Below are 26,625 nucleotides of genomic sequence, written 5' to 3' on the forward strand. Positions count from 1 at the left end.
GGACTTGGAAGTCAACCGTTGATCACCTTCGGGGCGCTTCGGAAAGTATTGAACCCTGTTCCAGCGGAGCTGCCGCTAATTCTCCGGAGAGGTGGATCCTGGCTGGTTTCGTTTCCGACGGACATGTGGGCCAGAATTCGGCTGACCCTGATGGATGCGTGCCGCGAATCGATCAACCCAGTCTGGGGCCTCTGCGGTACAAGGTATGTCTGGCCTTGGGTGGGGCCCGACTCCAACGCTGTGCGACTTTTCCGTTCTGTCACTCCATGCGATCCATTCGTGAATGAAAGCGTGAGTGCTCCAAGTGATTGCCATGCTGTGGCGTAGTTCGGGTGAAGCCGACCAATATCCGCTGAGCGCGGCGGCCCGCTCGATTCCTTGACGTAGATTTGGTCCGGAGTCTTCTGTCAGACCGGTCACGACCGCGAATGCAGAAATCTCTCCGCCCTCCAACAGGGGGGTGCAATTCCTTACGACGGGCTCAAGCAAATCTAGAGGAAGGCGGTTGGCCAGCACTTCTAGTCGGCTCATCAAACCGGGGAATGAGGGATCTTCGATGAATGCCTGAGTCGGGCTTCTTTTTAGATCCTCTACTGCCTTTCTATCGGCCGTTTGTCTCGCAAGGGCGGTCAGGTAAGAGATGGCTCGCAGTGTCTGCCAGCGGCACAGGGTGTCGAGAGCGGAGATGCGGGATGCCCGCAGTCCGATTCTGACAGGCCATTCCGCCGACAGGATCCAGTCGTAGATCTCTCGCAGAGCGGGTGGAATGGCGGCGGGGTAGATCGCCGACTCTTTCCGCAGGTAGGGCGTCGTGGTGTATCCGGGGAATTCTTCAGGGGACACTGGGGGCGATGCTCCAATTGGTGGTGCCGGTAGAGCTTCGTACGCTGTTCAAGTAGTCATATATGTCCATCTCGGACATGTGGTAGGCGTGAATCATTCCGGGTGCCCGAATGATGACTACGGGGGATCCGTCAGGGTCGCGCAATGAACGGTCGACAATAATTTCCTTCCGGGTTCTGTTGTCGATGTAATCTGCTGGTGCGTCCTTCTTGCTCATGAGGTATTTTTCAAGTTTTATGTCATCGTCCCCGATGCCTTGCAAGTAGTGGTTGAGCTTTCCGCTTTCAGCCTCACGCAGTTGGTGGTCCACTCCTTGCAAGACCCGTGTGTCGTATGGAAGCAACCCAAGCGAATCTATTTGATTGTGAGGGTTGCGCACGTAGTGGGTCGGGTTCGGCGCTGGTGCCAGCCCCAACGGGTCCGAACTGAGATACCGCGCGGTTTCCGGGTCGTAGTGGCGGAAGTAGTTGTAGTGGAGGCCGGTCTCCGGGTCGAAGTACTGGCCGGGGAAGCGGAGCGGTGTGTACGCGGTGCTCGTCGCCGCCCATGTGGTCGTTCCCCACAGTGTGCTGCGGGTGTGCCAGGCGAGGGCGCCCGACTCGTCGAGGAGTTCGGTCGGAGTGCCGACGAGGTCGGTCACGATGGCGAAGAAGCGTTCGTCGAGCGTGGTTTGCGGGGCGTCCGCCGCGAGGATGCGTTCCGTCTGGGCCAGCGGGTGGAAGCCCTGGTGGTCCCAGGTGAGGGCGACCGGTCGGGGCAGGGCGTCGGTGCGGGTGATCTGTTCGCACAGGGTCGTGCCGTCCCAGGTGAAGAGGGTCTCCTCGGCCACCGAGTCCGGTGCCGGGCCGGTCGTCGATCCCTCCTCGGCGGCTGAGAGGCGTTGCTTGGATATGCGGCGGCCGAGGGGGTCGTAGCGGTAGCGCCAGCGGGTGCCGTCGGGGGTGGTGACAGAGATCAGGCGGTCCTCGGCGTCCCAGGTGTAGCGCCAGGTGTCGGGTTTCCGGGACAGGCGGGTTCGCTGGCGCAGGACGACGCGCCCCTGGGCGTCGTATTCGTAGCGGATGCGGCCGGCTTCGGTGATGCGGGTGCCCGTGTAGGCGCGCGGGCCCGTCGCTTCGTGGCCGGGGTGGGTGGCGGGCCAGGAGGCGTGGGTCTGATTGCCCGCTTCGTCGTACGCGTACGTCTCCGACCAGTCCGACGCGGTGACGGCCGTGATCCTGCCCGCCGGGTCCAGGGCGAAGCGTCTGCTGCCCGACAGCTGGTCGTCGATGCCGATGAGGTTGCCGTCGGCGCGATAGGTGAAGGTGCGACGCTGCACGTTCCGGCCATGGGCCGAGGCCGTTTGTCCGACGAGCCGACCCATGGAGTCGAATTCGTGGGCGAGGGTGAGTGTGCCGATGCGGCGGGTGGTCTCCCGCCCGGCGGCGTCGTGGGTGAACGACAGAGTCCGGCCCGCGGTGGTGAGCGCGGAGAGCCGGCCGGCCGGGTCGTATTCCCAGGCGCTCTCCGCGCCGGACGGCGTGGTGCGGGAGATCGGGCGGCCGAGGACGTCGTATGCGTAGGTCAGTGTGCGGCCGTCCACCGTCTCGGATATGAGGCGGCCGTGGCGGTCGCGCAACCGGGTCAGGGCGGCGTCGGGGCCGGTGGCTGCGGCGAGTTGACCGAAGACGTCGTACTCGAAGACGGTGATCGCGCCGCCCGCGTCCTTGCGGAGGAGCCGGCCCAGCTCGTCGTGCTCGTACCGGATGGTCTGGCCGAGGCCGTTGGTGCGGGCGGTGAGCCGTCCGGCGGCGTCATGCGAGTAGACGAGCGTGCGGCCGTCGAAGTCGGTCTCGGAGGTGGGCCGGCCTGCGGCATCGTAGGTGTAACTCCAGCACAGACCCTGTGGGTTGGTGACCTCGGTCAGTCGGAGGTTGGTGTCATGGGTGAATTCGTACCGCGCACCGTCCGGCTCGGTGCGGGCCGCCAGCCGGTCGAAGTCCGCGTACTCGAAGCGGCTGACCGCTCCCATGGCGTCGGTGTGGGACAGGCAGTTGCCCTCGCCGTCATACGTCCAGGACTGCTCGCCGCCGTCGGGGTCGGTGCGTCGGGATATTCGCCCTTCCACCGTCCAACGCAGGCGTGTGGTCGCTCCGAGCGCGTCGACGAGGACCACGGGGCGGCCGAACGCGTCACGTCGCACACGTGTCGCCGCGCCGAGCGGGTCCGTGATCTCCACGGGTAATCCGGTGCGGTCGTTGCGCACGCGGGTGGTGTGGCCGAGTGGGTCCGTCACCGAGGTCAGGCGGCCCGCTTCGTCATACGTGAAGCGGGTGGTGGCCTGCGACGGGTCGGTGACCGAGGTGCGGTTGCCGCGCTCGTCGTACGACTGGCGTGTGGTCAGGCCGTCGGGCCCCGTCACCTTCACCAAGAGTCCGAAGGCGTCGTACTCGGCGCTGGAACGGCGGCCGTCCGGGTGGGTCACCGAGGTGAGGCGGCCGCCCTGGTCGTATGCGCAGCGGGTGGTGTGCCCGAGCGGGTCGGTGCGGGACAGCAGCCTGCCCTGGCGGTCGTACTCGCTCCGGGTGGTGGCCCCCAAGGGGTCGGTCTCGACGACGACCTGGGCGCGGTCGTCGATCAGGTAGGTCGTGGTGTGGCCGAGCGAGTCGGTCACGGCGGCGGTGCGCAGACCGGTGTCCGGTGCGGGGCCGGTGTACGCAAAGGTCGCGTTCAGATGTCCGTTGGCTCCGGACTGGGCGGTGCAGCGGTCGTGTTCGTCGTATACGTAGTCGAAACGACTGCCGTTGGTGTCGGTCCAGGAGGTGATCCGGCCCCGCTCGTCGTAGCCGAAGACGAGGGGGAGGCCCGAGGGGCCGGTGACCTCGGTGAGATGGCCCGCCGTGTATCCGTAGCGGAGGATCTCCTGATCCGTGCCGTCTTCCGCGGCTCCGGCCAGACGCAGGGCGGTTATCCGGCCCTCGTGGGCAGTCAGTGTCAGGTGGTAGCCACCGCTGTGGACGAGACCGGTCGGGGTGCCTTCGTCGTCGTGCTCGAAGGCGATCCAGTTGCCGTTGCGGTCCTCCAGCTGGACGAGCAGCGCCAGGCCCTCGTCATGGGCGCGGAATCGTCTGACATGACCGCTGTCCGGGTCGGTGACGGTGTAGTACCCGTCCGGCTCACGGTCCAGTGACCAGTGCCGAGGGCCGTGGCTCGGCAGCACGGGGACGCCCGGCGCGGGGTGCGGGTAGGCGAGCAGGCTTCCGTCCTCGGCGACGAGGACCACGCCTTGGGAGTCGATCTCCAGGCGCTGGTCGACCGTGCTCGCCCAGGCCGGTCCGAACCAGCGGCCCGCGCGGTAGGAGGACTCGAAGGAACGCTGGAACACCAGAGGCAGCGTGCCCGGCAGAACGATGTCCGTCTGGGGGAGCACCATGTGGCCGGTGGCGACGTCGACCGGATCCTGCACGCACGTCTTGTCGGCCGGGCGTCGCGCGACCTCGTCCGGCCGCTCTTCGGCGTGGTGCCGGGCCGCCCTGCCGGCTCCTGCCTCTGCCCCGTCGTTGACGCCCGAGCGCAGGAAGGGTTTCAGACCGCCGCCGGCGCCCTTGGCGCCGACGAGTTCGGGTACGAGGCGTCCGGTGAACTCGGAGGGGTCGGTCTTCAGGGACTCCCACGAGTCCTTGAGGATCCGGTCGGGGTGGGCGGCGGTGGAGACCAGACCGGCCAGGGTCATGTTGACGTTCTTCATGTACTCGGCCGGATGCGTCACGTTGTACGGGTCGTGCGGATCGATCGAGCGCACGAAGTTGGTCAGCCCGATCGTCCCCTTGGCGAGACCGCCGGTGAAGCGCGTCGCCTCCACGGCCTGCGCCATGCCGAAATCGGCCAGGTCGAACTTCGCCCGCTGGGTCGCGGACGGCATCGGCGGCGCCTGTTCCAGAGCCGCGTCCACCAGCTGCCGCGCGGCGCCGGCCGCCGCGTCGCGCTGGGCGCGGGCATCGGCCAGCGTCTGCGCCGCCCGCTCCCGTCGGCCCGCGCCCGGATCCGAGAACGGCTCCGGCTTCGGCAACGGGCTCTTCCCGTCCCGTGCCGCGTTGTACGCGTCGACCCGCTCGTTGTACGCGGCGACCGCCGCACGCGACGCCTCCAGCCCTTCCCGGTGGAGGGCGATCGCCTCCCGCGCCTTGCCCTGCGCCCAGGTCACGGTCTCCGCGTACGCCTCCAGGGCTCCGGCCGCGTGGGAGAAGGCGTCCGAGGCCCGCATCCAGTCTGTGGGGACCGTTGCGAACTTCTCCCGGAACGCGTCGGCCGCCTCGCCCCTCCAATGGCTGGAGTCCAGGCCCTTCATGCCCCGGCCCACCAGGTCGAACGCGGCGGCGAAGTCCCGCAGGTCCCGTACGCTCGCGGCGATTCTGTCCGCGTTGCCGTGGACCAGCTCGGCGGCGATCTCGCTCTGCCCCAGCTCCCGCTCACAGACCGCCGCGCCCAACGACGAGGCCGTACGGTCACCCACGTTCTCGACGACGGCCGCCAACGTGTCCTGGCCGACGTACTCCAGGCCGTCACCGATTCTGTCCGTCGCCCAGTCGACGCCCTCGCCGACCTTCCTCTTCCCCTTCTCCCAGGCGTCCTCCAGGCCCCCGAGCCCCTTGTCGGCCCCACCCGCCCCAGTCCGGCATCAGTCGCCCCGCCCGTCCGGTTCCTGACCACCGACCGTCTTCCGTGCCTCTGGCGAGAACGCCCCGGCATCCCACTTCGGACCGAGCACGTCGTCCCTCGTCTCCCGCCAGGTCTGCCCGATCTCCTCATGCGCCCGCGCGAAGGACCCCGCACTCCCGTCCGGCGCGTCGTACGGGGACTGGGACTTGATCTCCTGCCAGCCGCGTTCCCTCACCTCGTCCTCGGACAGATGGGGATTGCCGTTCAGCCCGTTGACCACGACCTTGAAGGTGTCCTTGAGGTACTGCTCCTGCTCGTGATACGCCCCCGCCGACAGCCCCACCTGTGCGGCGAACACGTTCCCCCGGAACATCAACCCCCGTACCCCCCACTCCCACCGCTCGCAGAACGCCTTGAACCCGGCCGCCAGCCCCTCGTGTCCCAATTCCATTCCGGACAGCGCGAGTTCGGAGAAGCCGCGCCCCGCGATACCGTTTCCGAACATGCCCAGATCCTTCAATTCCCCGTGCGCGCGCTCGATCCCCTGGGCGATCAACGCCAATGCCTCCGGCGGAACCTCCAGGTCGGGCTGCTCCCCGCTCATGCCGTCCTCCCCGCCCATGCCGTCCTCCCCGCGTCCACCGCGACCGTTTCCGGCACGACCCCCGCGACCGGCGGGAACACCATCCCGTCCGGGCTCCCCGCGTCCAGCGCCACCCCGGCCGGACCGGCCACCGACGGCACCACCGCGTCCAGCAGCCGTGCACCCAGGATCGACCGGTACGCCCACTCCCGCCCGGAATCACCCCGAGCCCGCGCGAACCGCGCCAGGCTCTCCTCGTCCGAGAACGCGCAGATCCAGCGCACTCCGCCCAGCTCCGCCGACCACAAGCCCCCCGACTCGTCGAACGGCACCAGCACCGCCGTACGGCGAAACTCGCCCAGCAGAACGGCGAACGCGCGATTCGCCCGGGAGGGTGAGAGGGCGAGGCCCGGATCGGTTGCTGGTGCAGATGGCTGCGTGGAAGCGGTATAGCTCGGCGTCGGGCCCGCCAAATCTGCCAACCGCATGGGATGTTGCTGCTTCGACATGTCCCCGCCCCTGGTCATGCGAGGGATCATCACATGGCTGGTTTTCAACTGCAACGCCATGCGGTGGGTTGGCTGAAACGCGGCGACCGGCCGGGGCGCCCTGCGGCGGCCGTCGTTCTTCGTTCAGTCGGAGTGGGCCTGGCTGAACTCGGCGGTCTTCATGCCGAGTACGAGTGAGCGGAGTGCTGCGCGGTTCGTCGTGACGATGCGCCGAGGGCTCTCGCTCTCGCGGATCGCGATGGCCCTGCCCTCGGTCGCGGTCACCTCGACGCAGTTGTTGCCGCCTCCGGAGCAGAACGAAGAGCGCTGCCAGTCATGGTGGGACATGTTTCGGCCTCTCACTGTCGGTGGGCGATTGACCTGATGAACCGCCGCGACTCATCCGGGGAGAGCGCGGATTTCTCCATCAGGTCCAGAAGGGAACGATAATTTCCGAGCGGTGTCGGGGCGTCGATGAACTGGCTTCCGAATGATGTGTCGAGCTGGACCGTGTCGAGCTGCGGAACAGGACCCTCGGTGTACAGGACCGACTGCCCCGCGCCATGGAACGCACCCGCGCTGAACGGGATGACGAGCAGCGTCACGTGATCCAGCTCGGCAGAGTCCGCGAGATGGTCCAGCTGCCGACGCGCTACGTCCCGACCGCCGAACTCCAGTCTTAGGGCGGCCTCGTGGATGATTCCGACGTACGGCGTCGGGTTCTCCCCGGTGACGACGGACTGGCGGCTCATGCGGTGGGCGACTCGGAGCTCCACGTCCAGGCGGGGCAGCTGCGGCACCGCGAAGTCGAAGATCGCCCGTGCGTGATCCTCGATCTGGAAGAGACCGGGCAAGTGGATGGTCTGCGCCGTCCGGATGCGTACGGCGAAGTGCTCGATCTCGGATACTTCGAGGTGCCCGTCGGGGAGCTTGCCCCGGTACTCATCCCACCAGTGCCGCGTCCGCCGACCGCCCGCCATTGAGGCGAGCGCGTCGATCAGAGCCGAGTCCGGGCACCGGTAATGGCAGGCGATCTGGCGAACCCTCTCCTCGCTGATACCGGTGCGGGCCGCCTCCATATTGCAGATCATTGTGCGGTCCACGCCAAGTATCGCCGCCGCGTCCCGAATGGAGATGCCGGCCTGCTCGCGCATGCGCCGGATTTCGACGGCCAGGCGGCGCTGCCGCCCGGTCGGTGCATTTCGTGGGGCCATGAGTCCTCTCTCGTGCGTGCACAGTTTTGCAGTGGCTCTGCGGAGCGGTCCAGTGACCCAAGTAATGACTCACTCATTCGTGGAAAAGTGCTCACATGTGAGTCAAGGTGCCTTAGGTTGTCCGGTACTTCGGTGATGCGGCCAGGAGGTGCCCAGGGTCGCCGAAGCGTGCCGATGCCCGGCCGGGCCATGAAAACGCCCGTGGGGCAGGTGTTTCTGACCGCCTTCGACCGCAATAGTGCGCGGTCCGTGCCCACTTGAGACCATCGCATGAACTTCCGGAGGTGCCCGTGAGGGCAGATCCCACCCCGTACGACCCCGAGGCGCCGCAGCATCCCCGCCCCATCGCGTTCACCGAACCCTGGAGCTACGAACTCGCCTTCCCCTGCGACCCGCGCAGCCCCCGCGTCGCCCGCACCGCGCTGCGGGCCGTTCTCGGGGCTCATCGGCTCGACGAACTCAGCTACCGGGCGGAGTTGCTGACGTCGGAGCTGACCACCAACTCCGTACGGCACACCAGGGGCCCGGCCTCCGTACGGTTTCAGTGGCGGCATCCCGTGCTGCGGGTCAGCGTGTGGGACATGAGCCCGGACTTGCCGAAGCCGTACGCGCCGTCCGTCGGCACCGGCACCGGCCTTGGCACCGACGCGGGCGCCGAGGCGGGGCGCGGCATGGCCATCCTCGAACTCGTCGCGGACCGTTGGGGTGGGTGCGCGATAGGGGAGGGTGCGTTCGGTCCGGGCGGCAAGACCGTCTGGTTCGAGTTGGCGCTCGGGGTCTGACCCGCGTATCCGTGACGCCGGTCTACCGGCCGGCTCGCCCGGGCCGACGCCGCGGCCGCGCCCGACCCCCGTACGGGCATGGCCGCGGCGTCGGTCTGAGGCTCAGGACGCCAGGCGCAGTGGGTGGGCGCCCTCGGGCGCTTCGGTGAAGAAGTCCGCCAGTACCGGGGCCATCGCCTGGGGGGCCAGGTCCCTGGTCTGGCCGGTCAGGGTGCGGTGGCGGGCGCGGGGGACGGCGTCCGCGAGGGCGCGGGCCGCCAGGCGGGACAGGTCGGGGCTGGAGCCGCCGCACGCCACCAGGGTCCGGGTTCTGACGGCGGCGAAGCGCCGGGCCGGGATCGAGCCGTCGCCCAGCAGGGCGTCGTCGTACGCCAGGGTGTGGGCCAGCGACACCAGGCCGGGCCACAGCGGTGCGCGGCGCATGCGGGCGATGGTGTCGGCCGGCGCGCCCGTCATCGACAGGTGCAGCTCCACCGCGCCGGCGCGGTCCCCGGCGGACAGCAGGCGGTGCAGGCGGGCCGTGCACGACGCCTTGAAGCGTGCCCCGGCCGCGCCGGGCGTGTACGGCGGCTCGTACACCGCCAGCAGGTCGATGGGCACCCCGGCGGTCGCGGCCTCCAGGGCCAGCACACCGCCCGCGCCCACCCCGAAGACCGAGGCCCGGCCGCCCGCCGCCGCCACGAGCGCCGCGAGATCCTCGATCTCGCGCTCCACGGCGTACGGTCCCGTGTCACCGCTGGAGCCCCGCCCGCGCCTGTCGTACGTGATCACGCCGAAACGGGGCGCGAGGAGGCGGGCCAGCGGAGCCTCGGTCGCCGCCGTGCTCAGCGCCCCGCCGACCAGGATCACCGGGGGCCCTTCACCCCGGCGCCGATACACGAGCGTGGTGCCGTCGCGGGAGAGAGTCTTGTCCATAAGAGGGAAGACAGTGGCGCTCCGGAAAAGTCATCGCTCCGGGCGGGATTTTTTCGGGATTTCTCAACTCCGCAGGTCGGTGCGCCGGTTTGACGGGCGGACGGACGGAAGGGCGGCGGGGTCGTGCGGCCGGTCGGTGGCGGTCAGTCGGCGACCGTCTCGGTGTCGTAGAAGCAGAAGTGGTCCTTGATCGCGGCGACTTCGGGCTTCGGGTCCGGGTAGGCCCAGACGAGGTCGGCGGCGTCCGGCAGCGACCAGTAGGAGGCGTCGCCCTTGAAGGGGCAGTGCGTCCGGGTGTCGGAGGCCGTCAGGAGCTCCGTGCGGACGTCCTCGGACGGCAGGTAGTAGCGGGCCGGGCAGCCCGTCTCGCGCAGGACGAGTGGACGGCGGCTCTCCGCGAGGACCTGTCCGTCGCGGACCACGCGCACGTGCTCGGTGCCGGGCTCGACGGTGATGCGATGTCGGGTGTGTCCTTGTGTGGAGGTCATGCTCTGTACAGCCGGTGCGGGGGTCGGTTTCTTCCCGCTCACGGGTTCGCCGGCCATCGGATATTTCATGATCTGTCGGGCATGGGGGTATTCGGGGCGGGTCGGGTCCGGTCGGGGAGGGTTCGGCCGCGGGCCGGGCCGGTGGGCTGGAGCGTCGGTGGCTGCCTCTACGGTGGCTCCATGAATATCTGCGTCTTCCTCTCCGCCGCCGACCTCGACGACCGCTACACCCGCCCCGCCCGTGAATTCGCCGAACTGATCGGCAAGGGCGGGCACACCCTCGTCTGGGGCGGGTCGGAGTCCGGGCTGATGAAGGTCGTCGCCGACGGCGTGCAGGAGGCGGGCGGGCGGCTGGTCGGGGTGTCGGTCGACTTCCTGGCCGACAAGGCCCGTACCAACGCCGACGAGATGGTGATCGCCCGCGACCTCGCGGAACGCAAGGCGCTGCTGCTGGAGAAGGCCGACGCGGTCGTGATCATGGTGGGCGGCACGGGGACGCTCGACGAGGCGACCGAGATCCTGGAGCTGAAGAAGCACGGCAAGCACGACAAGCCGGTCGTCCTGCTGAACACGGCGGGCTTCTACGACGGGCTGCGCCAGCAGTTCCAGCGCATGGAGGACGAGGGCTTCCTGCCCGTTCCGCTCACCGACCTGGTGTTCTTCGCGAAGGACGGCGTGGGCGCGCTGGCCTACCTGGAGGAGTGGTCCGGCCTGCGGTGACGCGGCGGGCGGAGGAGGTCCGGTCACCCGGCGGGGCGGCCCGGCGGCGGAAGCCGGGCGGCCCGGCGGCGAAGGCCATGCGGGGCGCGGCCGGGCGGCCGGCTGCGGGGCGGGGCCGGGCGTGATGAGATCATGGACGCCATGTCCACTCATGTCATCACCGGCGCCGGCTCCGGCATCGGCGCAGCCGTCGCCCGCCGTCTTCTGGAGCGCGGCGACGAGGTCGTGCTGCTGGCCCGCGACGCGGCCCGCGCCAAGGAGCTCGCGGGACTCCACCCCGGCGCCCGCACGCTCGTCGGCGACCTGGGCAACCCGGACCGGCTCTCCTGGGCGTTCGCCCAGCAGGCGATGCCGGAACGGGTCGACACGCTGCTGCACGTCGCGGGCGTCGTCGAACTCGGCTCGATCGGTGACCTCACGCCCAAGGCGTGGCACTTCCAGCTCAACACCAACCTGGTCGCACCCGCCGAGCTGACCCGGCTCCTCCTGCCGCAGCTGCGGGTCGCCCAGGGCCACGTCCTGTTCGTGAACTCGGGCGCCGGACTCGCCGCCCACGCCGAGTGGGGCGCGTACGCCGCCAGCAAGCACGGCCTGAAGGCGCTGGCCGACTCGCTGCGCCACGAGGAGCACGCGAACGGGGTCCGGGTCACCTCCGTCTACCCGGGGCGCACCGCCAGCCCCATGCAGGCCAAGGTCCACCAGCAGGAGGGCAAGGAGTACGACCCCTCCCGCTGGATCGACCCGGAGTCGGTGGCCACCACGATCCTGATGGCCGTCGACCTGCCGCGCGACGCCGAGGTCAACGACCTCACGGTCCGTCCCGGACGCTGACCGGGGCCCGGGACCCCGGGGGAGCCGCCTCTCCCACGCCACCGCCCCCCGTCCGGCGCATAGGCTTCCCACGTGAGCGAGAAGAACAAGTTCAGGGGTTGCCCGGCCACCGGGATCGGTTCCATGCCCGGGGGAGACGCCCGGGAGGCGGCGAAGACCGTCACCGGCTCGTTCGGGGACGGCGAGGGGCTGCCGTATCTGGCGGAGCTCCCGGCCCGCGGGCCCGGCGCGGACATGATCGGGCGGACCGTCGGACTGCTCGTCGACCTGTACGCGCACGTCGAGCCCAGCGGCTGGCGGGTCAGCGACCGGCCCGGCCAGGACACCCGGCGGGCCCGCTCCTGGCTCGGCGAGGACCTCGATGCGCTGGAGGAGTTCACCCAGGGATACGAGGGGCCGCTGAAGGTGCAGGCCGTCGGGCCCTGGACGCTGGCCGCCGCGCTGGAACGGCGGGGCGGCGAGGCCGTGCTCGGCGACCCGGGGGCCTGCCGCGACCTGACGGCCTCGCTGGCCGAGGGGCTGCGCGCCCACCTCGCGGAGGTGCGGCGCAGGGTGCCCGGCGCCGAACCGGTCCTCCAGCTCGACGAACCGTCGCTGACCGGTGTGCTGCGCGGGTCGATCCGGACCGCCAGCGGCTACCGGACCCACCGGGCCGTGGACCGCCAGATCGTGGAGGGCGCCCTGCGCGACGTCCTGTCGGCGGCCGGGGACGGGGCGACCGTCGTCCACAGCTGCGCCCCCGACGTGCCGTTCGCCCTGCTGCGCCGGGCCGGGGCCGACGGCATCTCGTTCGACTTCTCGTTGCTCACCGAGCGTGAGGAGGACGCGATCGGGGAGGCGGTCGAGGGCGGCACCGGACTCTTCCTCGGAGTGGTGCCCGGCACCGACCCCGCCTCGGGCGGATTGTCGGACCCGGGCGGTAGCGTCATGGGGGTCAGGACGCTGTGGCGCAGGCTGGGGCTGAATCCGGGGACTCTGACGGAGTCCGTCGTGATCACCCCGTCGTGCGGGCTGGCGGGCGCCTCGCCCGCGTACGCGCGCGCCGCGCTCGCCCACTGCGCCCGGGCCGCTAGATCACTCGCAGACAACCCTGAGTGACGGGGCAATGGGGCAACGGGAGGACGAGACCATGGCCGGCGAACAGCGGACGACGGCGCCCGCGGAGGCCCGGGAGCGGCACATGCTGCTCGCCGAGCAGATCGAGGAGCACCGCTTCCGGTACTACGTGAACGACCAGCCGGTCGTGAGCGACGCCGAGTTCGACCGGCTGATGCGCGAGCTGGAGGACCTGGAGGAGACGTACCCGCAGCTGCGTACGCCGGATTCGCCGACGCAGAAGGTGGCCGGCCCGTACCAGACGGAGTTCACCTCCGTCGAGCACCGGGAACGGATGCTCTCGCTGGACAACGCCTTCGACGAGGAGGAGCTGGCGGCCTGGGGCGAGCGCGTCGCCAAGGAGCTCGGCGCCACCGACCACCACTTCCTGTGCGAGCTGAAGGTCGACGGACTCGCGGTCAGCCTCACCTACGAGCACGGGCGTCTGACCCGGGCCGCCACCCGCGGCGACGGCCGCACCGGCGAGGACATCACCCCCAACGTCCGCACGATCGCGGAGATCCCGCACCGGCTGAAGGGCGACCGGATCCCGGCACTGGTCGAGATCCGGGGCGAGGTCTTCTTCCCGATGCACGCCTTCGAGGAGCTCAACGCCCGGCTCGTCGCGGCCGGCGACAAGCCCTTCGCCAACCCGCGCAACGCGGCGGCCGGTTCCCTGCGCCAGAAGGACCCGAAGGTCACCGCCACCCGTCCGCTGCACATGGTGGTGCACGGCATCGGCGCCCGCGACGGCTTCGACATCGACCGCCTCTCGCACGCCTACGAGCTGCTGCACGCCTGGGGCCTGCCCACCGCCCGGCACAACAAGGTGGTGGACTCGCTGGGCGGGGTGCGGGAGTTCATCGCGTACTACGGCGAGAACCGGCACTCCGTGGAGCACGAGATCGACGGGGTCGTCGTCAAGCTCGACGAGATCCCGCTCCAGGGCAGGCTGGGCACCACCTCGCGCGCCCCGCGCTGGGCGATCGCCTGGAAGTACCCGCCGGAGGAGGTCAACACCAAGCTGGTGAACATCCGCGTCGGCGTCGGCCGCACCGGCCGGGTCACCCCGTACGCGCAGGTCGAGCCGGTGGAGGTGGCGGGCTCCGAGGTCGAGTTCGCCACCCTGCACAACCAGAACGTGGTGAAGGCGAAGGGCGTGCTCATCGGGGACACGGTGGTGCTCCGCAAGGCGGGCGACGTGATCCCGGAGATCCTCGGCCCGGTCGTCGACCTGCGCGACGGCACCGAGCGGGAGTTCGTGATGCCGACGCACTGCCCGGAGTGCGGCACGGAGCTGAAGCCGATGAAGGAGGCGGACGTCGACCTCCGCTGCCCCAACGCGCGCTCCTGCCCCGCCCAGTTGCGGGAGCGGATCTACTATCTCGCGGGCCGCAAGAGCCTCGACATCGACCACTTCGGCTATGTCGCCGCGGCGGCCCTGACACAGCCCCTGGAACCCGCCGAGCCGCCGCTGCGCGACGAGGGCGACCTCTTCGGGCTGACGGTCGAGCAGCTCCTGCCGATCCGCGCGTACGTCCTCGACCAGGACAGCGGACTGCCCAAGCGCGACCCGAAGACCGGCGAGGAGAAGACCGCCTGGGTCTTCGCCAACCAGCAGGGCGAGCCGAAGAAGAACACCCTCGCCATGCTCGACGCCATCGCCGCAGCCAGGAACGCCCCGCTCGCCCGGATCCTCACCGGGCTGTCCATCCGTCATGTGGGCCCGGTCGCGGCGGCGGAGCTGGCCCGCCAGTTCCGCTCCATCGACCGGATCGACGAGGCGACCGAGCAGGAGCTGGTCGAGGCCGACGGGGTCGGGGAGATCATCGCCGCCTCGGTGAAGCAGTGGCTCGCCGAGGACTGGCACCGCGAGATCCTGCGCAAGTGGCGGGAGTCCGGAGTCCGGATGGAGGACGAGGCCGCCGGGGAGGAGACGGGCCCGCGCCCGCTCGAAGGGCTCACCGTCGTCGTCACCGGCACGCTCACCGGTCACACCAGGGATGGCGCGAAAGAGGCGCTCCAGAGCCGTGGGGCGAAAGTGACCGGTTCGGTATCGAAGAAGACCTCGTTCGTGGTCGTCGGTGACAACCCTGGTTCGAAGTATGACAAGGCGGTGCAACTGAAGGTGCCGGTGCTGAACGAGGACGGCTTCGCCGTACTCCTCGAACAGGGGCCGGACGCCGCGCGCGAGGCGGCCGCGGCGGCCGAGCCGGCCGCGGCTGTCGAGGAGCCGACGGAATAGGAGCCGACGGAGTGGGAGCCGCCGCCGTCGGCCTCGGCGCCCCGTCGGAGCGGAACGGGCAAAGAGGGACCGTACCTGAAGAAGCGGTCGAATGGGCTACAGCAACGGGCAAATGACGGCTGAAAAGGAAAAGGGGCGACATAACGGGGCGGAAGGGGGCGAGACTTGCCGCGAATCGGCCGGGTTCACCCGAACGGCGCATATCAAATGCTGATGGCCGGTCGGTTTGCATTCGGGCAAGAGCTGTAGAGCGGTGCCCTGGAGGCCCTCCGCGGCCTACTGTTGAGGTGTGCGTCTGCCGTGCCCGGCCACGGGATGGAAAAACGGGTCGTGGTGGCATGGAACTGAACCATCGGGTGACATGGGCACCGACGGCTGTGAGAGGGACGGAATGAAACCGACCGAGAGCGCCGCGCAGGTGTCGCGGCTGCAAGGTTTCGTCGGCCTCGCACCCCGAGCGGGTGCCGTCGTCGTGGCGATCGCCTTCGTTCTGATCGCGACCGGTTTCTACCATGCCCTGAGCGAGGGGCGTGCGCTCTTTCCCGATGGCGAGGTCGGCTGGTCCCTCGCCGTCCTCACCGGTCTGATCGTCGGTCATCTGGTGGCGCTGGGACGCGACCGCTGGTGGGGCGGCACCGGTTCCGGGGCCGCCCTCACCCTCGCCGTGCTGCTGCTCTACGGCTGGGTGCCCGCCGGTCTGGTGAGCCTGGTCGTCGTCGTACTGGTCGGAGCCGCCCGCAGGCAGCGCGGGTGGCAGGGGCTGCTGCACGGAGCCGTGGACATCCTGGGGATCGGCGCGGCGGCCCTGGTGCTGGCCGCGTTCGGCGAAGTCCAGACCGTCGAATCGCCCTGGCAGCCACTCGACTGGGGGGTGGCGGCCGTTCCCGAGGTGCTGCTGACCGCCTCCGCCTATCTGCTGGTCACCCGGTTCCTGCTGTGGTACGCGGGGGCCCCGCAGGGCGGCGGGCTGCCGACCGTCGCCCGTACCGCGCTGCTCCGGCAGGGCCTGGTGGTGGTCGCGCTGCTCGGCATCGCGCCGCTGATCTGCGTCGTCGCGACGACCATGCCGGTGCTGCTGCCGCTGTTCGCGATCCCGCTGATCGCCCTGGACTCCACCCTCTGGATCGCCCGCGCCCGGGCCGAGGAGCAGCTGCGCGACCCGCTGACCGGCCTGCCCAACCGGCAGTGGCTGCTGGAACGCATCTGGACCGCCCTGGAGGACGCCGAGGCCGTCGGGGCCCGGTCCGCTCTCGTTCTGATCGATCTCGACCGTTTCCGCGCGGTCAACGACACCCTCGGCCATCTGGCCGGGGACCGGCTGCTGCTCCAGATAGCGGAGCGGCTCCGGCTCGCGCTGCCGCGCGGGGCGGAGGCCGCGCGACTCGGCGGCGACGAGTTCGCCGTGCTCCTGCCGACCACCGATTCCACGACGAGCGCCCAGCGGGTGGCCCGCCATCTGGCGGCGGCGCTGTCCTCCCCGCTGGACCTGGACGGCCTGACCCTGGTGCTGGAGGCCAGCGCGGGGGTCGCCGTCCATCCGGACCACGCGCCGGACGCCGAGGGGCTGCTCAGGCGCGCGGACGTGGCGATGTACCAGGCGAAGCGCGACCGCACGGGCGTCGAGGTGTACGAGTCGAAGCGGGACAGCAACACCCCGGACCGGCTCGGGCTCCTCGGCGACCTGCGGCGGGCGCTGGACGCGGCCGAGGTGGAACTCCACTACCAGCCGAAGGTCCGCTTCGACGGCCAGGTGGCCGGGCTGGAGGCGCTGGTGCGCTGGGTGCATCCGGAGCGCGGCCGGGTCCCTCCGGACGAGTTCATCGCCATCGCGGAGTCGTCCGGCCTCATGCCCCACCTCACCGAGTACGTCCTGGAGACGGCGCTGGCCCAGGTGGCCCGCTGGCGGGCGCAGGGGCTGTTCGTCCCGGTCGCGGTCAACGTCTCGCCGCGCGACGTCCACACCCCCGGATTCGCGGGCAGCGTCGCGGCCCGGCTCGCCCGGCACGGCGTCCCGGCCGGGGCGCTGCAGCTGGAGATCACGGAGCATGTGCTGCTGGAGGACCCGCAGCGGGCCGCCGACACCCTGGCCGGGCTCACCGGGCACGGCGTGAAGATGTCCCTGGACGACTTCGGCACGGGGTACTCCTCGCTGGTCCACCTGCGGCGGCTGCCGGTCAGCGAGCTGAAGATCGACCGCTCGTTCGTGGCGCGGCTGGCCGTCGACAACGAGGACGCGGAGATCGTCCGCTGCACCATCGACCTGGCGCATTCGCTGGGACTGCTGGTGGTCGCGGAGGGCGTCGAGGACGACGAGACCTGGGAGCGGCTGCGGGACCTGCGCTGCGACGCGGTGCAGGGGTGGCTGGTCGCCGCGGCGATGCCGCCCCAGGAGACCACGGCATGGCTGCGGGCGCGGGGCGAGCACGGCTGGCGGCGGCCGGCCGCGCAGGCGGCCGCGGCCGCCGCGGCGGTTCCGGAGCGGGAGCAGCGTCCGCCGGGACGCCCCATCGACTCGCGGCCCGCGACGACCTGAGCGCGCCCCGCCCGCCCTGGACGCCGTGACGCGTACGCGCTGACATGCCCGTGCGCCATGCCAGGCCCGTGCGCCGTGGCGCGCAGGCCCGCGTACGCCCCGGCGTGAACGCCAGGACGGGCATGCCACGACGGGCTCGCCACGACGCGAGTGCGGCGTCCCCGCCCCCGGCGGGCGCGGCGCGTCGTACGGACCCGGCGCACCGGCTTCCGGCCCGGCGCACCCGGCCCGGCGTCCGGGACCCCGGCGCACCGGATCCGCCGACGCGGCGCGCGGTCCCGCGGGGCGCGGCCGTGCCGGACGCGCGGGGGCGTCGAGCGGTCGGAGCCCGCGCCACCAGGCTGTTCACCCCGGTGGCGGGACCGGTCGCGGCCGACACCATAGGATTGGGCCAAAACCACACACCAACCCCTGAGGATCGCTGCATGCCTGGCATCACGCGCGAGGAGGTCGCCCACCTCGCCCGGCTGGCGCGTCTGGAGCTGAAGGGCGAAGAGCTCGATCACTTCGCCGGTCAGCTCGACGACATCATCGGCGCGGTCGCCCGCGTCTCCGAGGTCGCCGACCAAGACGTTCCGCCGACCTCCCACCCGCTGCCGCTGACCAACGTCATGCGCGCGGACGAGGTCCGTCCGTCGCTCACCCCCGAGCAGGCGCTCTCCGGCGCCCCGGCCCAGGAGCAGCAGCGTTTCAAGGTGCCGCAGATCCTGGGGGAGGACTGAAGCCATGACGGACAACAGCACCATCATCAAGCTCACCGCTGCGGAGATCGCCGAGAAGATCGCCTCCGGCGAGCTCACCGCCGTCGAGGTCACCGAGGCGCACCTGGCCCGGATCGACGCGGTCGACGAGAAGGTCCACGCCTTCCTGCACGTCGACCGCGAGGGCGCGCTCGCGCAGGCCCGTGCCGTCGACGCGAAGCGGGCGGCGGGCGGGAAGCTGGGCCCGCTGGCCGGCGTCCCGCTCGCGCTGAAGGACATCTTCACCACCGAGGGCATCCCGACCACCGTCGGCTCCAAGATCCTCGAGGGCTGGATCCCGCCGTACGACGCGACCCTCACCAGGAAGCTGAAGGCCGCCGACGTCGTCATCCTCGGCAAGACCAACATGGACGAGTTCGCCATGGGGTCCTCCACCGAGAACAGCGCCTACGGCCCGACCGGCAACCCGTGGGACCTCACCCGCATCCCGGGCGGCTCCGGCGGCGGCTCCTCCGCCGCGCTCGCCGCGTACGAGGCCCCGCTCGCCATCGGCACGGACACCGGCGGCTCCATCCGCCAGCCCGCCGCCGTCACCGGCACCGTCGGCGTCAAGCCGACCTACGGCGGCGTCTCCCGCTACGGCATGGTGGCGTTCTCCAGCTCCCTCGACCAGGGCGGGCCCTGCGCCCGCACGGTCCTGGACGCGGCCCTGCTGCACGAGGTGATCGGCGGCCACGACCCGATGGACTCGACGTCCATCGACGCCCCGGTCCCGCCGGTCGTCGAGGCCGCCCGCAACGGCAGCGTCGAGGGCATGCGCGTCGGCGTCGTCAAGCAGTTCTCCGGCGAGGGCTACCAGGCCGGCGTCGTCCAGCGCTTCGACGAGTCCGTCGAGCTGCTGAAGTCGCTGGGCGCCACGATCGTCGAGCTGGACTGCCCGTCCTTCGACCTCGCGCTGTCGGCGTACTACCTGATCGCGCCGTCCGAGTGCTCCTCCAACCTGGCCCGCTTCGACGCCATGCGCTACGGCCTGCGGGTCGGCGACGACGGCACGAAGTCCGCGGAGGACGTCACCGCGCTCACCCGCGAGGCAGGTTTCGGCGACGAGGTCAAGCGCCGCGTCATCCTCGGCACGTACGCGCTCAGCTCCGGCTACTACGACGCGTACTACGGCTCCGCGCAGAAGGTCCGCACGCTGATCACGCGGGACTTCGAGAAGGCCTTCGAGCGGGTGGACGTCATCGTCTCCCCGACGACGCCCACCACCGCCTTCCCGATCGGCGAGCGCGCCGACGACCCGATGGCGATGTACCTCGCGGACCTGTGCACCATCCCGACCAACCTCGCCGGCAACGCCGCCATGTCGCTGCCCTGCGGCCTGGCGCCGGAGGACGGCCTGCCGGTCGGGCTCCAGATCATCGCCCCCGCCATGCAGGACGACCGGCTGTACAAGGTCGGTGCCGCCGTCGAGGCCGCCTTCGTGGAAAAGTGGGGGCACCCGCTGCTGGAGGAGGCTCCGTCACTGTGAGCGCACTGAGCAAGGCCAAGGGCTTCAAGAAGTCCAGGACCGGCACGTATCTGTCCATCGGCACCACCGCCTTCGGGGCGATCGGCGTTCTCCGGCAGGCCAGGCAGGCCCGGTCCGAGCACGACACGCTCCGGCTGGTCGACGCCGTCGTCTCCGCCGCCGCCATCGCCACGGGCATCGCGCTGCTGCTGCGCGAACTCAAGCACATCGGCGACGACGACGTACTGCTGGGCTGAGAGGGAAAGTTTCACCGTGACTGTCACCGACCTGGTGTCGTACGAGGACGCCCTCGCGTCCTACGACCCCGTCATGGGCCTGGAGGTCCATGTCGAGCTCGGCACCAAGACCAAGATGTTCTGCGGCTGCTCGACCGAGCTGAAGCAGGACGCCAACTCCCAGACCTGCCCGGTCTGCCTCGGACTGCCCGGCGCGCTGCCGGTCGTCAACGAGATCGGCGTGGAGTCCGCCATCAAGATCGGTCTCGCGCTCAACTGCGAGATCGCCGAGTGGTGCCGCTTCGCCCGGAAGAACTACTTCTATCCGGACATGCCGAAGAACTTCCAGACCTCCCAGTACGACGAGCCGATCGCCTTCGACGGCTATCTGGACGTCCAGCTGGAGGACGGCGAGGTCTTCCGCGTGCACATCGAGCGCGCCCACATGGAGGAGGACACCGGCAAGTCGACCCACGTCGGCGGCGCCACCGGCCGTATCCAGGGCGCGTCCCACTCCCTGCTCGACTACAACCGGGCCGGCATCCCGCTCATCGAGATCGTCACCAAGCCGATCGAGGGCGCGGGCGCCCGCGCCCCCGAGGTCGCCAGGGCGTACGTCGCCGAGCTCCGCGAGCTCATCAGGGCGCTCGGCGTCTCGGAGGCCCGGATGGAGATGGGCCAGATGCGCTGCGACGTCAACCTGTCGCTGCGGCCCAACGGCACCGAGACCTTCGGCACGCGCTCCGAGACGAAGAACGTGAACTCGCTGCGTTCCGTGGAGCGCGCCGCCCGCTTCGAGATCCAGCGCCACGCCGCGGTGCTGTCCTCGGGCGGCACGGTCGTGCAGGAGACCCGGCACTTCCACGAGGAGGACGGCTCGACCACGGCCGGCCGCATCAAGGACAACGCCGAGGACTACCGCTACTTCCCCGAGCCCGACCTGGTGCCGGTCGCCCCGGCCCGGGAGTGGGTCGAGGAGCTCCGCAAGGGCCTCCCCGAGCTGCCGCGGGTGCGCCGCAACCGGCTCAAGGAGGAGTGGGGCGTCTCCGAGCACGACATGCAGTCCATCCTCAACGCGGGCGCGGTCGACCTGATCGTCGCCACGACCGACGCGGGCGCCCCCTCGGACCAGGCCCGCAAGTGGTGGATGGGCGAGCTGGCCCGCAACGCCAACGAGACCGGCCGCGGCCTCGACGAGCTGCCGATCACCCCGGCGCAGGTCGCCCGGGTGGCCGAGCTCGTCGCCTCGGGCGACCTCAACGACAAGCTGGCCCGCCAGGTCATCGAGGGCGTCCTCGCCGGCGAGGGCGACCCGGACACCGTCGTCGAGAAGCGCGGCCTGAAGGTGGTCTCCGACGAGGGCGCGCTGGGCGCGGCCGTGGACGAGGCCATCGCCGCCAACGGGGCCATCGCGGACAAGATCCGCGGCGGCAAGGTCGCCGCGGCGGGCGCGCTCGTCGGCGCGGTCATGAAGGCCACCCGCGGTCAGGCGGACGCGGCCCGGGTGCGCGAGCTGATCCTGGAGAAGCTCGGCGTCCAGGGCTGACCTCCGCCGCCGCACGGGCGGTTCCCGTCCCCGCGCGGGGCGGTTCCCGCGCACGCCTCGAAGGGGCGGTGCACCCGCGAGCCGGGTGCGCCGCCCCTTCGGCCGTGGTCACCGGCTCACGCCCCGGCCCGGAGCGTCCATGCACACCGCGGCCCGGCGCCCCGGGCCGGAGCGCCCGCTCACGCGCCCCCACCGCGCCCGTTCACGCCCCCGTATGGGGGCACCCGCTCCATGCCCCGGGCCGGGGCGCCCGCTCCATGCCCCGGGCCGGGGCGCCCGCTCACGCCCCGGCCCGGGGCGCCCGCTCGCTCCGCCCGCGCCTGTCATCCTGTGGTCGGCCGCGTCGCCCGAACCGCTGTCCGTGCCGCTGCCGCTCCGGTCGCCGCTCACGTCCTCCGGTCGCCGTCCGCGTCACCCGCCCACCGCCCCAACCGCCGCCCGGTCACCCGACCGGCGTCCACGTCGCCCGTCCGGGGAGCCCGCAGTCCGTTGAACCACGTCACCGTCGGAATCGTCTCCGCCGTGCTGCTGCTCGGCGTGCTGGTCTTCGCCGTCGTACGCCCCCGGGGACTGCCGGAGGCGACCGCCGCCGTGCCCGCGGCCCTGCTGGTGACCGCGATCGGCGCGGTGTCGTGGCCGCAGGCCCGGGACCGGGTGGCCGATCTGCTGCCGGTCGTCGGCTTCCTCGCGGCGATCCTGATGCTGGCCGAGCTCTGCGCGGACGAGGGGCTGTTCCGGGCCGCCGGCGATCTCGTCGCCCGGATGTGCGACGGCCGGACGGGGCCGCTGCTGGGCGGGGTGTTCGTCGTCGCCTCGGTGATCACCGCCGTGCTGAGCCTGGACGCGACCGTGGTCCTGCTGACCCCCGTCGTCCTCGCCACCGTGACCCGCGTCGGAGCCCGCCCCCGGCCGTACGTCTACGCCTGCGCGCACCTGGCGAACTCGGCGTCCCTGCTGCTGCCCGTCTCCAATCTCACCAATCTGCTGGCGTTCGCCGCGAGCGGTCTCTCCTTCACCCGCTTCGCCGCGCTGATGGCCCTGCCGTGGGTGGTCGCCGTCGCCGTCGAGTACGCCGTCTTCCGCCGGTTCTTCGCCGCCGATCTGGCCGCGGGCGCGCACCGGGCGGCGCCCGAGGAGGACCGGCCGGGCGTCCCCGTCTTCACTCTCGTCGTCCTCGCGCTGACCCTGGCCGGTTTCGTCGTCACCTCGTTCGCGGGCGCGGAGCCGCTGTGGGCGGCACTGGCCGGGGCCGGGGTGCTGGCGGTGCGCGCGCTGGCGAAGCGCGAGACCACCGTCACGGGGCTCGTGCGCTCCGCGCACCCGCTGTTCTGCCTGTTCGTGCTCGCGCTGGGCATCGTCGTCCAGGCCGTCGTCGGGCACGGACTCGGCACCGGGATCGGGGCCCTCCTCCCGGACGGTTCGTCGCTTCCCGCCCTGCTCGCGGTGGCCGTGGTGGCGGCCGTGCTCGCCAACCTGATCAACAACCTGCCCGCGATCCTCGCCCTGCTCCCGGTCGTGGCGGCGGCCGGGCCCGGTCCCGTGCTCGCGGCCCTGATCGGCGTGAACCTCGGCCCGAACCTGACCTACGTCGGCTCGCTCGCCACCCTGCTCTGGCGCCGCATCCTGCACAGCCACGACGCCGCGCCGGAACTCGGCCACTTCACCCGGCTCGGCCTGCTGACCGTGCCGGCGACGCTGGGCCTCTCGACGGCGGCGCTGTGGGGCGCGCTGAGGGTGATCGGGGTGTGAGGCGGAGCGGGGCGCCGGGCCCCGCCTCTCATACGGGTCCGGCGGTTGGACTTTCCGGCCGACGTGTTGGACGTTCACCACCGAGCCGTACGGAGTCCTTCCCGGGGCCACCTGTCGTGATTACCTTCCCGGCTGTACGACCGGACTCGGGAGGCTCACTTGACCACGGACATCTCACGGCGGCGGCTCTTCGCGCTCGGTGGCGGTGCGCTCGGCGCCGCGGCGGCGGGGTCGCTGCTGCCGCCGTCGCTGCAGGCCGCGATGGCCGCGCAGCCGGCGCACCCGGCCGGGTCCGATGGCGCCGACGGGCTCAGGGCCATCAAGCACGTGGTGATCCTGATGCAGGAGAATCGTTCCTTCGATCACTACTTCGGGACGCTCAGGGGCGTACGCGGCTTCGGCGACCGCAACGCCGTCGAGCTGCCCTCCGGCCGGCCGGTCTTCGAGCAGCCCGCCCCGCTCGGCGCGTCCGTGCTGCCCTTCCCGGTGCGCGGGGCCGCCGAGACGCAGAAGAAGGACCTCCAGTACATCGGCGCGCTCGACCACTCCTGGAGCGGCGGCGGCAGGGCGTGGGCCGGCGGGTGGATGAACGGCTGGGTGAGCGCCAAGACGGCCGCCACCATGGCCTACTACGACCGCCGCGACATCCCGCTGCACTACGAACTGGCCGACACCTTCACGGTCTGCGACGCCTACCACTCCTCGATCCACTCCTCGACCAGCCCCAACCGCAACCATCTGTGGAGCGGGAAGACGGGCGACGAGCCGAACGGCAAGCGGGCCGTCGGCAACGACGCGTACGACGAGGGCACGCACCCCGGGTACGACTGGGGCACCTACGCGGAGCGGCTGGAGAAGGCGGGCCGCAGCTGGCGCACGTACACCGAGTGGGAGAACTTCACCGACAACCAGATCGAGTTCTTCGCCACCTTCAAGGCCGTCGCCCGCAAGGCGCTGGCGAGGACCGGCGGCCACACCTACATGGAGTCCTTCTACTCGGCCGTCCGGGACGCGGACGCGGCGGAGCGGGAGCGGCTGTTCGGCCTGCTCGAAGAGGGCGTCGCCACCCTGGACAAGCGCGAACGCAGCCTGTTCGAGCGGGCGTTGCGCCGGGTGGAGACCGGGAAGCTGGCCGACGAGTTCGCCAGGGATGTGGCGGCGGGCACCCTGCCCGAGGTCTCCTACCTGGTGCCCTCGGCCGTCGACTCGGAGCACCCGAGCGTCTCCTCGCCGGTCCACAGCGCGACGATCGTCTACAAGATCCTGGACGCGCTGGGCAGGCACCCCGAGGTGTGGCGGCACACCGCCGTCATCATCAACTACGACGAGAACGACGGCTTCTTCGACCATGTGCCGCCGCCGGTCGCGCCGCCCGAGGTCGCCGAGGAGCAGTGGGAGGGCAAGCCGACCGGCCTCGGGATGCGGGTGCCGATGCTCGTCGTCTCCCCGTGGACCGTGGGCGGTTACGTCTGCTCCGAGGTCTTCGACCACACCTCCGTCATCCGGTTCCTGGAGCGCTGGACCGGCGTGAAGGAGCCGAACATCGGCGCCTGGCGACGCACCGTCACCGGCGACCTCACCTCGGCGTTCGACTTCACGCGCACCCGGCGGCGGCCGGACGTCGAACAGCCGGGCGCCATCCCGCCGTTCAGCGGACGCTGGGCGCCGAAGCCGCCGCTCGTGCAGCGGATGCCGGCGCAGGAGCCGGGGGCGCGTCCGGCCCGCCCGCTGCCCTACCAGCCGGACGCGCAGGCCAGGCTGGTGGGCGGCGAGGTGCGGGTGGCCCTCAGCAACACGGGCCGTTCCTCGGCGCACTTCGCGCTCTACCCGTACGCGGGCGAGTTCCCCGTGCCGCAGCACCGGGACGTGAAGGGCACGGCGCAGTGGGCGGTGCCCGTCAACGGCTCGGCGTACCGGTTCACCGTGACGGGACCGAACGGCTTCCGGCGCGAGTTCGCGGGACCCGCGCGGGGCGGCGCCTCGGCGGGGGCCGAGGTCGGCTCGCGGATCGACGCGCACGAGCGGGACCTGCACCTCACCCTGCGCAACAACGGGCGGACGGCGCTCACCTTCACCGTGCGGCCGCTGGGGTACGTCGAGGAGGCGGACCTGCGCGACTGGACCCGTACCGTCAAGGTCAAGCCGGGGCGCAGCCGTACGGTGGTGCACTCGGCGGCGGACGCGCACGGCTGGTACGACGTGGAGGTCACCGTGGACGGGGACGGCGCGTTCCGGCGGCGGCTCATGGGACACATCGAGAACGGCCGGGCGAGCGTCTCCGGCTGACGGCTGACGGCTGACGGCTGACGGCTGACGGTTGGCGGCCGAGGGCCGAGGGCCGAGGGCAGAGGGCTGAGGGCTGCGGGGGAGCGGGAGCGCGGACGGGGCCGGGGCGGCGGGGACTCGGCCCGGCGTCCGGCCGCCGGACCTGTGGGCGATAGATCGTACGGAAGTTCGATATCAGCGGAACCGCCCGTCCGCGCCCCGCGTTCTCCCGATCATGAGTGAACCGATCGAGACAAGGGCCGAGGCCGCGACGGACGCCGCTCCCGGACAGGGGGACCCCGCCGTCCTGGAGCACGCCCGTCTGCTCGCCGCCGACCCGGCCGGTCAGCAGGCGGTTCCGCTGGTCTTCGCGCTGGTGGGGGCGGCGCCGTACGTCCTCGGGCGGCGCGGCGCCCCGGTGGAGCGGGCCGTGGTGGACGCGCTCGTCTCGGCCGCCGAGGCCCTGGACGGCCGGGCGCCGGAGGGCGCCGGCTGCGGGCACCCGGCCCATCCGTACGCCGAGGCCCTGGCGGGCTGGGGCACGGACGCGGACGCGCTGGCCGGCGCGCCGTCCGTCCGGACGCCGCCCGACGCCCGGGACGCGGCCGAGGCGTGCCCCCGCAACGCGGCCGGGTGGGCGCGGATCGCCGCCGACGTGATCCTCCCGGGCAGCGCGGACGGCATTCCGGAGATCGTCCCGGAGGAGCACCGGAGCAACATCAGCGGCCTGGACGAAGTCCTCAACGACTATCCCAACGGGGACCCGTTCTGGGAGCTGGACGTCCACACGACCCCGCCCGGCGACCTCTCCCGGGCCACCCTGGCCGGATATGTCGTCGTCGTTCACGCCGCCTGCTGGTACGCGGCCTCGGGCCGGATCAAGCGGCGGTCGCTGCTGGACGACATGATCAAGGGACTGGAGTCCGTGCTTCCGCTGCTGCCGGACAGGCCGTGCGGACACGCGGAGGGCGAGCACCCGGCCCCGTTCCGCGACAGCGCCCAGCAGGCCGCCTGCGGGATCCAGCTGCAGAGCCCGGGCGGCCGCACCATCCTCCGCGAGGAGTACGAGGACGGGTTCGGGCCCTCGCTGGAGGCGTGGACCTGCACCGCCTATCTGCGTGAGCTCGCCGTGGAGGCCCGCGACCATCTGCGCGAGGCGGTGGCCCGGCTCTTCGGCGCCGGCGAGACGGCACACCTGGACGCGGAGCCCTTTGCCGCCCGGCCGGACGAGGAGTGGACGGCCTGA

20 protein-coding genes are annotated in these 26,625 nt (G+C 71.3%); 13 read left to right on the forward strand and 7 right to left on the reverse strand.

The genetic code is table 11. The features are described 5' to 3' along the window. Window positions 1-832 precede the first annotated feature (832 nt). From WA762_RS21290 to WA762_RS21310, 5 genes are all read right to left on the reverse strand, one after another. Window positions 833-5,458 (reverse strand): putative T7SS-secreted protein, encoded by a 4,626-nt coding sequence (locus WA762_RS21290; RefSeq protein WP_335937563.1) that lies wholly within the window; start codon window positions 5,456-5,458, stop codon window positions 833-835. 42 nt (window positions 5,459-5,500) lie between these two features. After that, entirely contained in the window at window positions 5,501-6,085 is a 585-nt protein-coding gene (locus WA762_RS21295; protein WP_335937522.1) for a hypothetical protein, read from the reverse strand. Then, on the reverse strand, window positions 6,082-6,633 hold the full coding sequence (locus tag WA762_RS21300) for an SseB family protein (protein WP_335937523.1): 552 nt from the start codon (window positions 6,631-6,633) through the stop codon (window positions 6,082-6,084). The genes WA762_RS21295 and WA762_RS21300 overlap by 4 nt, the downstream gene beginning before the upstream one ends. A gap of 63 nt (window positions 6,634-6,696) precedes the next feature. Continuing rightward, on the reverse strand, window positions 6,697-6,900 hold the full coding sequence (locus tag WA762_RS21305; RefSeq protein WP_335937524.1) for a DUF397 domain-containing protein: 204 nt from the start codon (window positions 6,898-6,900) through the stop codon (window positions 6,697-6,699). Between the two features lie 11 nt (window positions 6,901-6,911). Further along, a complete protein-coding gene (locus WA762_RS21310; protein ID WP_443080644.1) occupies window positions 6,912-7,706 on the reverse strand; it encodes a helix-turn-helix domain-containing protein in 795 nt (264 codons plus the stop codon). A 350-nt stretch (window positions 7,707-8,056) separates the two neighbouring features. On the opposite strand from WA762_RS21310, the gene WA762_RS21315 reads away from it, so the two are divergent. Continuing rightward, a complete protein-coding gene (locus WA762_RS21315) occupies window positions 8,057-8,548 on the forward strand; it encodes an ATP-binding protein (protein WP_335937526.1) in 492 nt (163 codons plus the stop codon). 102 nt (window positions 8,549-8,650) lie between these two features. On the opposite strand, the gene WA762_RS21320 is transcribed toward WA762_RS21315, so the two are convergent. Both WA762_RS21320 and WA762_RS21325 read right to left on the reverse strand, forming a co-directional pair. After that, a complete protein-coding gene (locus WA762_RS21320) occupies window positions 8,651-9,463 on the reverse strand; it encodes an alpha/beta fold hydrolase (protein ID WP_335937527.1) in 813 nt (270 codons plus the stop codon). A gap of 143 nt (window positions 9,464-9,606) precedes the next feature. Next, entirely contained in the window at window positions 9,607-9,951 is a 345-nt protein-coding gene (locus WA762_RS21325; RefSeq protein WP_335937528.1) for a DUF427 domain-containing protein, read from the reverse strand. A 180-nt stretch (window positions 9,952-10,131) separates the two neighbouring features. Between WA762_RS21325 and WA762_RS21330 the strand changes: the two genes are divergently transcribed. The 12 genes from WA762_RS21330 to WA762_RS21385 all read left to right on the forward strand — a co-directional run bounded on the left by WA762_RS21330 (window position 10,132) and on the right by WA762_RS21385 (window position 26,625). After that, window positions 10,132-10,671, forward strand: a complete 540-nt coding sequence (locus WA762_RS21330) for an LOG family protein (protein ID WP_335937529.1) — start codon at window positions 10,132-10,134, stop codon at window positions 10,669-10,671. 141 nt (window positions 10,672-10,812) lie between these two features. Then, window positions 10,813-11,502, forward strand: coding sequence for an SDR family oxidoreductase (locus WA762_RS21335; RefSeq protein WP_335937530.1), 690 nt, complete (start codon window positions 10,813-10,815; stop codon window positions 11,500-11,502). Between the two features lie 72 nt (window positions 11,503-11,574). After that, on the forward strand, window positions 11,575-12,600 hold the full coding sequence (locus tag WA762_RS21340) for a methionine synthase (RefSeq protein WP_335937531.1): 1,026 nt from the start codon (window positions 11,575-11,577) through the stop codon (window positions 12,598-12,600). A gap of 31 nt (window positions 12,601-12,631) precedes the next feature. Then, on the forward strand, window positions 12,632-14,842 hold the full coding sequence (ligA, locus tag WA762_RS21345) for an NAD-dependent DNA ligase LigA (protein ID WP_335937532.1): 2,211 nt from the start codon (window positions 12,632-12,634) through the stop codon (window positions 14,840-14,842). Between the two features lie 391 nt (window positions 14,843-15,233). Beyond that, window positions 15,234-17,375 carry a putative bifunctional diguanylate cyclase/phosphodiesterase gene (locus WA762_RS21350; protein ID WP_335937533.1) on the forward strand — a complete coding sequence of 714 codons (2,142 nt, stop codon included), beginning with the start codon at window positions 15,234-15,236 and terminating at the stop codon, window positions 17,373-17,375. 425 nt (window positions 17,376-17,800) lie between these two features. Next, window positions 17,801-18,097, forward strand: coding sequence for an Asp-tRNA(Asn)/Glu-tRNA(Gln) amidotransferase subunit GatC (gene gatC, locus WA762_RS21355; RefSeq protein WP_015036350.1), 297 nt, complete (start codon window positions 17,801-17,803; stop codon window positions 18,095-18,097). A 4-nt stretch (window positions 18,098-18,101) separates the two neighbouring features. Continuing rightward, window positions 18,102-19,604, forward strand: coding sequence for an Asp-tRNA(Asn)/Glu-tRNA(Gln) amidotransferase subunit GatA (gene gatA / locus WA762_RS21360; RefSeq protein ID WP_335937537.1), 1,503 nt, complete (start codon window positions 18,102-18,104; stop codon window positions 19,602-19,604). After that, a complete protein-coding gene (locus tag WA762_RS21365) occupies window positions 19,601-19,840 on the forward strand; it encodes a hypothetical protein (protein ID WP_335937539.1) in 240 nt (79 codons plus the stop codon). The genes gatA and WA762_RS21365 overlap by 4 nt, the downstream gene beginning before the upstream one ends. 16 nt (window positions 19,841-19,856) lie before the next feature. Beyond that, a complete protein-coding gene (gene gatB, locus WA762_RS21370; protein WP_335937541.1) occupies window positions 19,857-21,365 on the forward strand; it encodes an Asp-tRNA(Asn)/Glu-tRNA(Gln) amidotransferase subunit GatB in 1,509 nt (502 codons plus the stop codon). 489 nt (window positions 21,366-21,854) lie between these two features. Next, window positions 21,855-23,114, forward strand: a complete 1,260-nt coding sequence (locus WA762_RS21375) for an SLC13 family permease (protein ID WP_335937542.1) — start codon at window positions 21,855-21,857, stop codon at window positions 23,112-23,114. A gap of 159 nt (window positions 23,115-23,273) precedes the next feature. Next, on the forward strand, window positions 23,274-25,400 hold the full coding sequence (locus WA762_RS21380) for a phosphocholine-specific phospholipase C (protein ID WP_335937543.1): 2,127 nt from the start codon (window positions 23,274-23,276) through the stop codon (window positions 25,398-25,400). Window positions 25,401-25,614: 214 nt separating this feature from the next. Then, window positions 25,615-26,625 (forward strand): hypothetical protein, encoded by a 1,011-nt coding sequence (locus WA762_RS21385; RefSeq protein ID WP_335937544.1) that lies wholly within the window; start codon window positions 25,615-25,617, stop codon window positions 26,623-26,625.

The organism is Streptomyces tyrfis (genome assembly GCF_037034285.1).
Taxonomy (GTDB): Bacteria; Actinomycetota; Actinomycetes; order Streptomycetales; family Streptomycetaceae; genus Streptomyces.